Consider the following 13596-nt stretch of genomic DNA (forward strand, 5'->3'; position numbering starts at 1 on the left):
CGGTTCCAGGTGAGGCGCCGCCGTACGGGATCGCCCGAGGGCGCCGGTTCCAGGTGAGGCGCCGCCGTACGGGATCGGATGAGGAGGAAACGAGGGTAGGGGCGCGCCACGGTAAGCTGAGTGCCCTGCTACGGCGGCGCGTGGGCGCGTGCCCCGCGACGCGACCTCGCGGCCAGGCCGGTGCCCGCGGCCGCGATCACACCCATGTTCGAAGGAGAACCCCACGTGTCCGAGCGCACTCTTGTCCTGATCAAGCCCGACGGGGTTAAGCGCGGCCTCATCGGTGACGTGATCGCCCGTGTGGAGCGCAAGGGCCTCAAGGTCGTGGCGATGGACCTGCGCACTCTCGACGCCGAAACCGCCAAGGCGCACTACGCCGAGCACGCCGAGAAGCCGTTCTTCGGCGAGCTGGTCGAGTTCATCACCTCGGGGCCCCTGGTCGCCATGGTCCTCGAGGGGCCGCGGGCCATCGAGTCCTTCCGCGCGCTGGCCGGCGCCACCGACCCGGTCAAGGCCGCCCCCGGCACGATCCGCGGCGACCACGCCCTCGAGATCGGCGAGAACGTCGTTCACGGCTCCGACTCGCCCGAGTCGGCCGCCAGGGAGATCAAGATCTTCTTCCCCGACCGGTTCTGAGCGATCCGCTTCGGCGAGCCCGCGCAGCCTCGGCTGCGCGGGCTTTTCTGTCGGTGGGGCGGCGTAGGGTTCTGGCATCGCGGACGCCGGGTGTGGGCGGCCGGGACCGCTGTGGCTCAAGTGGTGGATCGTTCCAGTCGGCTATCGGATGTTGTGGTGCAATCCGGGCAAAGCTGCGGTTGAGGTAGGGGCTGGAGATTTTTGACAGGCGCGATGGCTCATTGCGCGCATCGGTGGGTACGTCACGTTACGATTCGAATTCATTCCGTAGTCACTCGCGAACGACGTTACGGAGGGCTCCGTTCCCCATGGGCAGCAAGCTCGCGTTCCTCGGCCGTGACATGGCGGTCGACCTGGGCACCGCCAACACGTTGGTCTACGTGCGTGGCCGCGGCATCGTGCTCAACGAGCCGTCAGTCGTCGCGATCAACACGGCTACCAGCAAGATCGTGGCGGTCGGCATCGAGGCGAAGCGGATGATCGGCCGCACACCGGGCAACATCATCGCGGTCCGCCCGCTCAAAGACGGTGTGATCGCCGATTTCGACGTCACCGAACGGATGTTGCGCTACTTCATCCAGCGGGTGCACCGCAGACGTCATTTCGCCAAGCCGCGCATCATCATCGCCGTGCCGAGCGGCATCACGAGCGTGGAGCAGCGGGCGGTGAAGGAGGCCGGCTACCAGGCGGGGGCCAGGAAGGTCTACATCGTCGAGGAGCCCATGGCCGCGGCCATCGGAGCCGGGCTGCCCGTCCACGAGCCCACCGGCAACATGGTGGTCGACATCGGCGGCGGCACCACCGAGGTGGCGATCATCTCGATGGGCGGCGTGGTCACCAGCCAGTCGATCAGGATCGGCGGTGACGAGCTCGACCAGGCGGTGATCGCGTTCGCGAAGAAGGAATACTCGCTGATGCTGGGCGAGCGCACCGCCGAGGAGATCAAGATCGCCATCGGCTCCGCCTGCCCGATCGGCGAGGAGTCGCACGCGGAGGTGCGCGGGCGCGACCTGGTCAGCGGGCTGCCCAAGACCGTCATCGTGTCGAGCGAAGAGATCAGGAAGGCCACCGAGGAGCCGGTCAACGCGATCGTCGACGCGGTCAAGACCACGCTCGACAAGTGCCCGCCCGAGCTGTCCGGCGACATCATGGACCGTGGCATCGCGCTCACCGGCGGCGGGGCGCTGCTCAAGGGGCTCGACGAGCGGGTCAAGGCCGAGACCGGCATGCCGGTCCACCTGGTCGACAACGCGCTCGACTCGGTGGCCATCGGCTCCGGCAAGTGCGCGGAGGAGTTCGAGGCGCTCCAGCAGGTCCTGGTGCCGGAGTCGCGACACTGATGAGAGACTCACGCCGTGCCCGGCTCGTCCTGGGAGTGCTGCTTGCGGCCGCACTCGTCATCCTGACCGTCGACCACCGCACGGGTGACAGCTCGCCGCTGCGCCCGCTGCGCGCGGCCGGCGCCTACCTGTTCGGCACGGCGGAGCAGTTCAGCAGCGTGGTCGTGCAGCCCGTCGGCGCGTTCCTGCACGCGCTCGTCACCGCCCCGGCCGCGCAGGAGCGCATCGAGGCGCTCAAAGAGGAGAACGCGAAGCTGCGGGCCGGGCTGCTGGCGGGCAAGCTCGACGCCGACCGGTCCAAGGAGCTGAAGAAGATGCTCGGGCTGGCCGGCATCGGGGGCTACAAGACGGTCCCCGCCAACGTGATCGCCAGGCGCGGGCTGCCCGGGTTCGAGGATGCCGTGCAGATCGACGTGGGCACCGGCGACGGCGTACACCCGGAGATGACCGTCATCAACGGCGACGGGCTGGTGGGGCGGGTGCTTCAGGCGACCTCCCACACCTCGACGGTGGCGCTGATCAGCGATCCCGCCTCATCCGTCGGGGCACGCCTCGAGGGCGGCAAGGAGATCGGCGTCGTGCACGGCGTAGGCGAGCACGGGCGGCTGGTGCAGTTCCGGCTGCTCGACTCGACGGCGCCGCTGAGCAGGGGCGGGCGGATCGTCAGCTTCGGGTCGCAGAACTGGCGGCCGTACGTGCCGGGGGTGCCGATCGGGGTGATCGAGCGAGTGGAGTCCACGCCCGGCGAGCTCACCCGCATCGCCTACGCGCGGCCGTATGCGGACCTGACGGCGCTCGACGTGGTGGGCGTGGTGGTGGAGGCGCCCAAGCGCGACCCGCGCGACGCGGTGCTGCCTTCGAAGGAGACGGCGCGATGAGGCGAGGCGCGAGCGGTTACGGAAAGGGGGCGTGGTGATCGGCGGGTTCTCCGTGGTGCTGGCGCTGCTGGCGCAGGTCATGCTGGTCAACCGGATGGCGCTGCCCGGCGGCGGCGCGCCCGATCTGGTGCTGCTCGCCGTCATCGGCACCTCCCTGACCAGAGGGGCGGCGCCGGGGGCCGTGCTCGGGTTCTGCACCGGGCTGCTGGTCGACGTCATGCCGCCCACCGCGCATCTCGTGGGCCAATACGCGTTCGTGCTGGCGCTCGTCGGCTACGTCGCCGGGCGCGGCGCGGGCGGGCCCGTCACCACGGTCGTGCTGTGCGTACTGATGGCGCCGCTGCTCGCGGCGGCCGTGGGCGGCCTGATCTCCGACCCCCGCGTATCGCTGGCCACCCTCACCGAGCAGGTGCCGGTCACGATCGTCTACACGCTGCTGGTCTCGCCGATCGTGATCTGGCTGACGACTAGGGGCAGACAGGCGAGGTTCTCGACATGACCAGGATGCGGGCGCGGTTGCTGGTGCTGCACGTCATCGTGGTGACGCTGCTGGTCGTGCTGGCCATGCGGCTCTGGCAGGTGCAGGTCGTGCGCGGGCAGGAGTTCGTGACGCGGGCGACCGAGACCAGGACGCGGACGGTCATCGTGCCGGCCGTGCGCGGGCAGATCCTCGACGCCAAAGGACGCCCCCTGGTGCGCAACAAGACCGCGCTCGTCGTCTCCGTCGACCGCAACCAGCTCCTGCGGATGAAGGATCGCGGCATCGGCGTGCTCCGCAAGCTGTCGCAGGTGCTCGGCAAACCGGTCGCCGACCTGCAGCAGCGCATCACGCCCTGCGGGCCCGGGGTGGGCAAGCCGTGCTGGGCGGGGTCGCCGTACCAGCCGGTCCCGCTGGACGAGAAGGTCGACACCCGCGAGGCGCTGCAGATCCTGGAGCGTCAGGAGGAGTTCCCCGGGGTGACGGCGGAGATCCACTCCGTGCGGCAATACCCGCTGGGCCGGTCCGGGGCGCAGATGCTCGGCTACCTGCAGCCCGTCACCGAGGCCGAGCTGGAGAAGCGCGAAGGGCTCAAGGCCAGCTTCTCCGGGGTCGACCTGGTGGGGCGCGACGGGCTCGAATACGTCTACGACGACGCGCTGCGGGGCAAGGCCGGGTGGCGCAGGGTCCAGGTCGACCGCATGGGCAAGGCGCTCGGCGTCGAGGAACAGGTCACACCCGTCCCCGGCGACCACCTGGTGACCAGCATCGACGCGCGGGTGCAGCTGGTCGTGGAGAAGGCGCTCGACCGGGCCATGAAGTCGGCGCCCGCTGCCGACGGCGGGGCGGCGGTGGTGCTCGACGCCCGTACCGGGCGGGTGGTGGCGCTGGCCAGCGCGCCCAGCTACGACCCGGAGATCTGGGCGGGCGGCATCTCGGCGCGCGGCTACCAGTGGCTGCTGTCGGAGAAGTCGGGCAAGCCGCTCGTGTCGCGGGCGATCAACGGGCAGTTCGCGCCCGGCTCGACGTTCAAGATCACCTCGGTGACGGCGATGCTGCGAGCCGGCTATCCGCTCAACGGCACCTACGGCTGCCCCGGCTCCGTCAACGTGGGCGGGCGGGCGTTCAACAACTTCCGCGGCATCCCGCTGGGCACGCTCAGCCTCCACACGGCGCTGGTGAAGTCGTGCGACACGATCTTCTACAAGGCGGCCTATGAGCAGTACCTCAAGGACGGCGGGCGCTACCCGAAGAAGAAGCCGAAGGAGATCTTCGCGAACACCGCGCGGGCGTTCGGCTTCGGCTCGCCGACCGGGGTGGACCTGCCCGGCGAGTCCGCCGGCCGCATCCCCGACCGGGCCTGGAAGAAGGCCATGTGGCAGAGCACCAGCGCCACCAACTGCGAGCGGTCGCGCAAGGGGTACCCGGAGGTCAAGGACAAGGCGCGGGCCGAGTTCCTCAAGCGTCTGGCGCTGGAGAACTGCACCGAGGGCTTCCTGCTGCGGCCCGGTGACTCGGCCAACTTCTCCATCGGCCAGGGCGACGTGCTCGTCACGCCGATGCAGCTCGCGCGTGCCTACGCGGCGCTGGTGAGCGACGGCAAGGTGCGCAGCCCGCGCATCGGGTGGGCGCAGGTGCGGCCCGACGGCAAGGTCGTGCGGACCATCCCGGTGCCGGTCGTCGGCAAGCTGCCGCTGAGCGAGAAGGAGCGGCGCTACATCAAGAACGCGCTCAGCCACGTCGCCGAGGACGGCACCGCGGCGGGGGCCTTCGCCGGGTTCCCGATGAACAAGGTGCGCGTGGGCGGCAAGACCGGCACGGCGGAGGTCTGGGGCAAGCAGGACACCTCGTGGTTCGCGTCGTTCGCGCCGACGAAGAATCCTCAGTACGTCGTCGTCGTGATGGTCTCCCAGGGTGGCATGGGCGCCCAGACGGCCGCACCGGCTGCCAGGGAGATCTACGAGGGCATCTACGGCATCAAGCGCAAGCCCGCGGTGCCTGGTGGGCGGCTGACGACCCGGCTGCCCAGGTTCGCCCCCGACGGAACGGTGGCCGGGGGATGAGCGGGCTTGCGGTCGCCGGTGCTCGGGGCTTGAGCGGGCTCAGACCCCTTGGCGGCCTCAGCCGAAGCGGGCTCGGGGTCGGCGATGCTCGGGGCTTGAGCGGGTCAGCGGCCGGCAGCGGTCGGTGGATGACCTGGTATGGCGTCGGCGGGGGCCGCGGCGGGGGCGGGCTTTCGGCCGAGGGTGGTTGTGGTTTGGGAAGGCTCGGGGCCGAGGGGTGTCGGGGGGCGAGTGGGGGCGCGGGCCTTGGTCGTCTGGGACTGAGTGGGCTTGGGCTGGGGCTGGGACTGAGCGGGCTTGGGCGGGGGCTGAGTGGGGCCGGGGGCCTGGAGGGGAGGGGTGTGAGGTGAACGCGCGTACGGTGGCGATCCGGCGACCCTCCCTCCTGCGGCGGATGGCGCGCGAGAACTCCGTCGTGCGCAGGCTCGACGGGCTGATGCTGGTCGCCGTGCTGGGGCTGTCGGTGATCGGCACGCTGCTGGTGTGGTCGTCGACCAGGACGTGGGCGCCGGGATCCACGGGGCTGGTCAAGAAGCACATACTCAACGAGACCATCGGCATGGTGCTGTGCGGCCTCGTGGCGATGATCGACCATCGGGCGATGCGGGCGTACGCGCCATTGGTGTACCTGCTGTCGCTGGTCGGGCTCGGGCTGGTGCTGACGCCGCTGGGCGCGACGATCAACGGGTCGCACTCGTGGATCCTGCTGGGCGGCGGGTTCGCCGTGCAGCCGTCGGAGTTCGCGAAGGTGGGGCTGCTGCTCATCATCGCGATGCTGCTGGCGCAACCCGCGGAGGGCACCGACCGGCCACGCGGGCTGGATGTGGTGCTGGCGCTCGTCGCCGCCGGCGTCACCATGGGCATGGTCATGCTCCAGCCCGACCTGGGCACGGCGATGGTGCTCGCGATCATCACGGCGTCCGGGCTGGTCATCTCGGGAGTGCGCAAACGGGTCATCGCGCTGATGACGCTGGCCGCCGGGGCCGCGGTGTTCTCGGTGTTCTACTTCCAGATGCTGGAGCCGTACCAGGTGGCGCGGTTCACGGCGTTCGTCGATCCGAACGTGGACCCGCGCGGGGTCGGCTACAACAGCACCCAGTCCATGATCGCGATCGGGTCGGGGCAGCTGCTGGGCAAGGGGCTGCTCGGCGGCGGGCAGACGACCGGGCGGTTCGTGCCCGAGCAGCACACCGACTTCATCTTCACGGTGGCGGGGGAGGAGTTCGGGTTCCTCGGGTCGGTGACGGTGGTGATGCTGCTCGGCGTGGTGCTGCTACGCGGGCTGAAGATCGCCAGGCAGTGCGAGGACCGGTTCGGGACGCTGGTCGCGGGCACGATCGTGTGCTGGTTCGCGTTCCAGGCGTTCATCAACGTGGGGATGACGATCGGGATCATGCCGATCACCGGCCTGCCGCTGCCGTTCGTCTCCTACGGCGGTACCGCCACCTTCGCCAACCTGATCGCGGTCGGGTTGCTGCAGGCCATCAAGATCCGGCGGCAGTCGTTCGACTAGCGCCTGCCTGTCTGCCTGCCACTCTGCGCATCGTCTGCCGGTCTGCTCTTCTGTCAGTGCATCGCATGCTGGTCCTGCCCTCGTGGCGGTGCAGCCGCAGGCTAGCGAGTGCGCGTTCGGAGACGGTGGTGTTTGTGCTGGTCAGTGTGGTTTTGTGGGGTCGGTGCAGGGCGTGACGACGGGAAATGTGACGGCGGACTCGGCAGGTGCCGAGCGCCGCTACGCTTGGACGTATGCCTGTCGAGTCGATTTTCCACCGCCTGGAAGCGCTGCTGCCGAAGGTGCAGAAGCCCATCCAGTACGTCGGGGGTGAGCTCAACTCGACCGTCAAGGACTGGGACTCCGCCGACGTGCGGTGGGCGTTGATGTACCCGGACGCCTACGAGGTCGGGCTGCCCAACCAGGGCATCGCCATCCTCTACGAGATTCTCAACGAGCTGCCGGGCACGCTCGCCGAGCGCACGTACGCGGTCTGGCCGGACCTTGAGAAGCTCATGCGCGAAGAGGGCGTGCCGCAGTTCACCGTCGACGCGCACCGCCCGGTCCGCGCCTTCGACGTGCTCGGCGTGTCGTTCGCGACCGAGCTCGGCTACACCAACCTGCTGACCGCGCTCGACCTGGCCGGCATCCCGATGCTGGCCGTCGACCGCGGCCAGGACGACCCGATCGTGCTCGCGGGCGGCCACGCCGCCTTCAACCCCGAGCCGATCGCCGACTTCCTCGACGCGGCCGTGCTCGGCGACGGGGAGCAGATCTCCATCGCCATCACCGAGGTCATCCGCGAGTGGAAGGCGGAGGGCCGGCCGGGCGGCCGTGACGAGCTGCTCATGCGCCTCGCCGAGTCCGGCGGGGTCTACGTGCCGAAGTTCTACGACGTCGAATACCACCCCGACGGGCGCATCAGGCGCGTCGCGCCCAACCGGCCCGACGTGCCGTGGCGGGTGCACAAGCACACGGTGATGGACCTCGACGAGTGGCCGTACCCGAAGAAACCGCTCGTGCCGCTGGCCGAGACGGTGCACGAGCGGTTCAGCGTGGAGATCTTCCGCGGCTGCACGCGCGGGTGCCGCTTCTGCCAGGCAGGCATGATCACGCGTCCCGTACGCGAGCGCTCGATCACCACGATCGGCGCGATGGTCGAGAACGGCATCAAGCAGTCCGGCTTCAACGAGGTGGGCCTGCTGTCGCTGTCGTCCGCCGACCACTCCGAGATCGGCGACATCGCCAAGGGCCTCGCCGACCGCTATGAGGGCACCAACACCTCGCTGTCGCTGCCCTCGACCAGGGTCGATGCGTTCAACATCGACCTGGCCAACGAGTTCTCCAGGAACGGCAGGCGCTCGGGCCTGACGTTCGCGCCGGAGGGCGGCTCGGAGCGCATGCGCAAGGTGATCAACAAGATGGTCACCGAAGAAGACCTGATCCGCACCGTCACCACGGCCTACTCGCAGGGGTGGCGGCAGGTGAAGCTCTACTTCATGTGCGGGCTGCCCACCGAGCAGGACGAAGACGTGCTCGGCATCGCCGACCTGGCCAAGAAGGTCATCAAGGCGGGCCGTGAGGTGACCGGCAGCCGCGACATCCGCTGCACGGTCTCCATCGGCGGTTTCGTACCCAAGCCGCACACCCCGTTCCAGTGGGCGGCGCAGGCCGACCACGAGACCGTCGACAGGCGGCTCAAGGCGCTGCGCGACGCGCTGCGCAGCGACAAGGAGTACGGCCGCGCCATCGGCTACCGCTACCACGACGGCAAGCCGTCCATCGTGGAGGGGCTGCTGTCGCGGGGCGACCGCAGGGTCGGCGCCGTCATCAGGGCCGTCTGGGAGGACGGCGGCCGCTTCGACGGGTGGAGCGAGTACTTCTCGTACGAGCGCTGGATGAAGGCCGCCGAGAAGGTCGGCGTCGACGTCGACTGGTACACCACCCGCGAGCGCGAGGAGAACGAGGTCCTGCCGTGGGACCACCTCGACGCCGGGCTCGACCGCGAGTGGCTGTGGCAGGACTGGCAGGACGCCATCTCCGGCGGTGAGGTCGAGGACTGCCGCTGGACCCCGTGCTACGACTGCGGCGTGTGCCCGACCATGGGCACCGAGATTCAGATCGGCCCGACGGGGCGGAAACTCCTTCCTCTGACGGTGGTCTAGCGCGCTCAGTGGGCGAGCCGTGTCTCGGCGTACACGTTCACGCGCGAACGCGGCTTATCCTGAGACGTAGGAACTCTTACAAGGGAAGGACGACAAGCTCTGAAACCTGTTCCCGACGGGCCACCGCCCGCGCCCACGGTGCAGCGCCTTCGTGTGCGTTACGCCAAGCGCGGCCGCCTGCGCTTCACCAGCCATCGCGACATCTCGCGGGCCGTCGAGAGGGCGGTCCGCCGTGCCGGCATTCCGGTGGCCTACAGCGCGGGCTTCTCGCCCCACCCGAAGATCTCCTACGCGGGCGCGGCGCCGACCGGCGTCGCCAGCGAGGCCGAATACCTCGAGATCGGTGTCACCGCGCAGTGCGACCCTGACCAGGTCAGACAGGGCCTGGACGCGTCGCTGCCGCCCGGTCTCGACGTTCTCGACGTTGTGGAGGCGGGCCCGGGGGGCCTGGCCGACCGCTTGGAGGTCTCCGACTGGGAGGTGCGGCTGCCCGGTGCCGACCGCGAGCTCGCCGAGGTGGCGGTGGAGAAGTTCCTCGCGGCAGGCACGGTGGAGGTCGAGCGCCTCACCAAGAAGGGCCCCCGTCGCTTCGACGCGCGGGAGGCCGTCGTGAGGCTCACGGTGTCCGAGGGAACCGCCAGAACCGCAGCTCAGGTGCAAGAGGAGCCGTGTGTCATACTGCGCATGGTTGTTCGGCACATGACGCCTGCCGTTCGACCCGACGACGTGCTCACAGGGCTGCGCCTTGTGGCCGACTTCGCGCCGCCGGTTCCCCCCGAGGTGACCAGGCTGGCGCAGGGGCCGCTCGACGCGACTACTGGTGCGCTTGCCGATCCGCTCGGCCTGGACCGCGACGAGACGCGCGGCGGCGAGGCGGAACCGGCGGGTGAGCACGTCGCCGGTTAAGGACGTGCCCGGCGAGAGCCGAGCACGACCGCTGACAGGACTTGGCGCCGGCGCGCTCTCATCGAGAGCGCCGGCGGACAACGAGACACGAGGGCTCCTGCGCGGCGCGGCGACGCGCCCGGGAGCTGACGGGAGAGCGCCCGCATGCTCGACAACGAGCCCAACGCCGGGGCCACTGGCCCTGACGGGGAGACAAATGAACAGCCCCAGGTGACCAGGCGTCGCCGCTCCAGCAGGCCCGCGGGCCCTCCGCCGGAGCTGCCAGAGGAGCCGGCGTCCGTGCCGGTCACCGTCGCCGCCGCGAGGACGGCGCCGGCGGTGGTCAAGGTGGAGCCGGTGCAGATCAACGCCGTGCAGCGCGCGGCGGGTGAGCCGGCGCCCGAGCTGCTCGCCGCCGTGGACGACACGCCGAAGGTGAAGACCGTTCCAGCCGGTACGGCCATGCTGGCCACGCCTGCCGTGGAGACCGTGCCGAGCGGCGCGTCGGGGACGAGCCGGACCGAGAACGGCCAGGTGACCGGGGTTGAGGCGGCCGAGGAGGCCGCCGCCGAGAAGCCGAAGAAGACCACGAGGACGCGTTCCACCGCCACGACGACGCGGCGGCGTGCGACCAAGAAGGCCGCTGAGGCGGAGGCTCAGGAAGAGCCCGCCGAGGGTGCGGCTGCCGCGCAGGAGAAGCCTGCCGAGGCTGAGGTCCCCGCGCCGGCCAAGCGGACCAGGACGCGGAAGAAGGCCGCGGCGACGGCCGAGACCGCCGCCGATGCGCAGCCGGCCGAAGGCGCCGCCGCCGCGGGCGGTGAGACCGCCGCCGGTGCCGCGACCGCTGACGGCACGGCGGCCGTCCAGGGTGCGGCCGCTGACGGTACGGCGGCCGATGCCGGTGCCGCGGCGGAGGGCGTTCAGGACGCCGGTGCCGTTGCCGGCGAGACCGCTGCCGCCGCCGCTGAGGCCGGTGAGGAGGCCGGTGAGGAGGCGCCTGCCCGGCGGACGCGGACGACGCGTACCCGCACCAGGACGACCGGCACGACCAGGCGCAGCCGCGCCGCCCGCGCCGCCGAGGAGAGCGCCGAGGGCGAGCCTGAGGCGAGCGCAGAGGCCGCGGCAGGGGCGGAGGCGACGGCGACCACCGAGGTGGCCGGTGCGCAGGCCGGAGAGGCCGCTCAGAGCGCCGAGGCCGCGGCCGGCGCCACAGCCGGCGACCAGGACGCCGAGGTCGCCGCGAGCGCTGAGACCACCGCGGACGTGACCGCGCAGGCCGCCGCAGCCGGGAGCGCCGAGGCCGGCCGGGACGACGATGACGTCGTCGAGACCCTGCCCGAGGACGAGCCGCTCGACGACGAGCCCGCCGGCGAGGACCTCGACGAGGACACCGTGCGGCCGAGCCTGCTCGCCGACCCGTTCGCGCTGAACGCGCGCAGGGAGTCCGAGCCCGGCACCGCGTTCCTGCGGCCCGCCGCGATCTTCGAGCCGCTGTTCCAGGCGCCCGACCCGAGCAAGGCCAAGCCGGCCGTGCCGCGCAGGACCGAGCCGGAGCCCGAGCCCGACCTGGCCGACGCCGACGACGTCGTGGACGAGACGGTCACCGACGAGGAGACCGACCTCGACGCGCCCGACGAGCACGAGGAAGAGACCGGCGGCCGCCGCCGTCGCCGCCGCAGGGGCGGCCGTGGCCGCGGCAAGTCCCGCGAGCGCGACGAGTCCGAGGACACCGAAGAGCAGCAGCCGGAGGAAGAGCACGAGGAGGAGCCGGTCGCCGAGGAGGCGCCGCAGGAGGAAGAGGTCTCCACCTCGCGCCGCCGTCGCCGTCGCCGCCGCAGGGGCACCGACGAGAACGTCGAGCCGGCCAGCGACGACCCGCCGAACACGGTGGTGCGCATCCGCGCGCCGCGCTCCGGCCGTACGGCGGCGCTCGACACCGCCACCGACGGCGTGCAGAGCGTGCGCGGCTCGACCAGGCTCGAGGCCAAGAAGCAGCGCCGCCGCGAGGGGCGCGAGCTGGGCCGCCGGCGTCCGCCGATCATCACCGAGTCGGAGTTCCTGGCCCGCCGCGAGTCGGTCGACCGGATGATGGTGGTGCGCCGCCAGGGCGACCGTACGCAGATCGCGGTGCTCGAGGACGGCGTGCTCGTCGAGCACTACGTCAACCGCGAGGCCAGCCAGTCGTACGTGGGCAACGTCTACCTCGGCAAGGTGCAGAACGTGCTGCCCTCGATGGAGGCGGCGTTCGTCGACATCGGCAAGGGCAGGAACGCCGTCCTGTACGCCGGTGAGGTGAACTTCGACACCGTCGGTCTGGAGGGGCAGCCGAAGCGGATCGAGTCGGCGCTGAAGTCCGGCCAGTCGGTGCTGGTGCAGGTCACCAAGGACCCGATCGGCCACAAGGGCGCGCGGCTCACCTCCCAGATCAGCCTGCCAGGGCGTTACCTCGTCTACGTTCCCGACGGGTCGATGACCGGCATCAGCCGCAAGCTGCCCGACAAGGAGCGCAGCCGCCTCAAGAGCATCCTGAAGAAGGTCATGCCGGAGAACGCCGGCGTGATCGTGCGCACGGCGGCCGAGGGCGCCTCGGAGGAGGAGCTGGCCCGCGACGTGGCCAGGCTGTCGGCGCAGTGGGAGAACATCCAGAAGAAGGCCAAGTCGGCCAGCCCGCCCGAGCTGCTGTCGGCCGAGCCGGACCTGACGATCCGGGTCGTGCGTGACGTCTTCAACGAGGACTTCACGAACCTGGTGGTGCAGGGCGACGACGCCTGGGACACGGTGGACGAGTACGTCAAGTACGTGGCTCCCCACCTGGCCGAGCGGCTGTCGAAGTGGGACACCGAGCAGGGCGACGTCTTCGAGCAGTACCGCATCGACGAGCAGCTGGCCAAGGCGCTCGAGCGCAAGGTGTGGCTGCCGAGCGGCGGTTCGCTGGTCATCGACCGCACCGAGGCGATGACCGTCGTCGACGTCAACACCGGCAAGTTCACCGGCCAGGGCGGCAACCTGGAGGAGACCGTCACCAGGAACAACCTGGAGGCGGCCGAGGAGATCGTCCGCCAGCTCCGGCTGCGCGACATCGGCGGCATCATCGTCATCGACTTCATCGACATGGTGCTGGAGTCCAACCGCGACCTGGTGCTGCGGCGGCTGCTTGAGTGCCTGGCCCGCGACAGGACCAAGCACCAGGTGGCCGAGGTCACCTCGCTGGGCCTGGTCCAGATGACCCGTAAGCGGGTCGGCCAGGGGCTGCTTGAGGCGTTCTCGACGCCGTGCGAGTGCTGCAACGGGCGTGGCCTGCTGATTTCGACCGAGCCGGTCGAGAGCAAGCCCGAGCCGCGCGGCACGCAGGGCAAGATGGCGGTCGAGAAGGCGGTCGCGGAGAAGGTTTCCGCGGCCAAGGACACCTCAGGCCGTGATACCGTGACCGGTGCGCTTGATGACGTCCCGGCTGAGGACGACCAGGCAAACCAGACTTCCGGCAGGGGGCGGCGACGCTCGCGCCGAGCCAAGTCCGCCGAGTAGCTCTCGGCGAGCTTCCGACGATCCGTCCGGTTCGCCTAGGGGCCCGGTAATCCGGTACCCTGGTGAACCGGTGCGTCAGGTGACGTGCCCTGTTGGCGCGCTTACTAAGGTTCGTCGGTCACAGACCGGCCGAA

General features: G+C 70.5%; 9 protein-coding genes. All 9 read left to right on the plus strand.

The genetic code is table 11. The features are described from left to right. Window positions 1-204: 204 nt before the first annotated feature. The 9 genes from ndk (at window position 205) to WBK31_RS03550 (ending at window position 13462) form a co-directional block, all read left to right on the plus strand. A complete protein-coding gene (ndk, locus tag WBK31_RS03510; protein WP_393204204.1) occupies window positions 205-636 on the plus strand; it encodes a nucleoside-diphosphate kinase in 432 nt (143 codons plus the stop codon). 308 nt (window positions 637-944) lie between these two features. After that, window positions 945-1976, plus strand: coding sequence for a rod shape-determining protein (locus WBK31_RS03515; RefSeq protein WP_364067183.1), 1032 nt, complete (start codon window positions 945-947; stop codon window positions 1974-1976). Then, entirely contained in the window at window positions 1976-2854 is an 879-nt protein-coding gene (gene mreC, locus WBK31_RS03520) for a rod shape-determining protein MreC (protein WP_378784697.1), read from the plus strand. The genes WBK31_RS03515 and mreC overlap by 1 nt, the downstream gene beginning before the upstream one ends. 34 nt (window positions 2855-2888) lie before the next feature. Next, entirely contained in the window at window positions 2889-3353 is a 465-nt protein-coding gene (gene mreD / locus WBK31_RS03525; protein WP_364067179.1) for a rod shape-determining protein MreD, read from the plus strand. After that, window positions 3350-5395 carry a penicillin-binding protein 2 gene (gene mrdA / locus WBK31_RS03530; protein WP_364067177.1) on the plus strand — a complete coding sequence of 682 codons (2046 nt, stop codon included), beginning with the start codon at window positions 3350-3352 and terminating at the stop codon, window positions 5393-5395. Before mreD ends, mrdA begins: the two co-directional genes overlap by 4 nt. Window positions 5396-5741: 346 nt before the next feature. Then, window positions 5742-6908 carry a rod shape-determining protein RodA gene (rodA, locus tag WBK31_RS03535; protein WP_364067175.1) on the plus strand — a complete coding sequence of 389 codons (1167 nt, stop codon included), beginning with the start codon at window positions 5742-5744 and terminating at the stop codon, window positions 6906-6908. 233 nt (window positions 6909-7141) lie between these two features. Next, on the plus strand, window positions 7142-9052 hold the full coding sequence (locus WBK31_RS03540) for a TIGR03960 family B12-binding radical SAM protein (RefSeq protein WP_406674319.1): 1911 nt from the start codon (window positions 7142-7144) through the stop codon (window positions 9050-9052). A gap of 153 nt (window positions 9053-9205) precedes the next feature. After that, window positions 9206-9958, plus strand: coding sequence for a TIGR03936 family radical SAM-associated protein (locus tag WBK31_RS03545; RefSeq protein ID WP_364067172.1), 753 nt, complete (start codon window positions 9206-9208; stop codon window positions 9956-9958). A gap of 279 nt (window positions 9959-10237) precedes the next feature. After that, window positions 10238-13462 (plus strand): Rne/Rng family ribonuclease, encoded by a 3225-nt coding sequence (locus WBK31_RS03550; protein WP_364067170.1) that lies wholly within the window; start codon window positions 10238-10240, stop codon window positions 13460-13462. The last annotated feature ends 134 nt before the right edge of the window (window positions 13463-13596 follow it).

Source organism: Nonomuraea sp. N2-4H, assembly GCF_045291505.1.
Taxonomy (GTDB): domain Bacteria; phylum Actinomycetota; class Actinomycetes; order Streptosporangiales; family Streptosporangiaceae; genus Nonomuraea; species Nonomuraea fastidiosa.

What these genes read in the sequence shown, in the direction of transcription:
- ndk (WP_393204204.1), top strand. Translation starts at nt 205, where the DNA reads ATGTTCGAAGGAGAACCCCACGTGTCCGAGCGCACTCTTGTCCTGATC.
- WBK31_RS03515 (WP_364067183.1), top strand. Translation starts at nt 945, where the DNA reads ATGGGCAGCAAGCTCGCGTTCCTCGGCCGTGACATGGCGGTCGACCTG.
- mreC (WP_378784697.1), top strand. Translation starts at nt 1,976, where the DNA reads ATGAGAGACTCACGCCGTGCCCGGCTCGTCCTGGGAGTGCTGCTTGCG.
- mrdA (WP_364067177.1), top strand. Translation starts at nt 3,350, where the DNA reads ATGACCAGGATGCGGGCGCGGTTGCTGGTGCTGCACGTCATCGTGGTG.
- WBK31_RS03540 (WP_406674319.1), top strand. Translation starts at nt 7,142, where the DNA reads ATGCCTGTCGAGTCGATTTTCCACCGCCTGGAAGCGCTGCTGCCGAAG.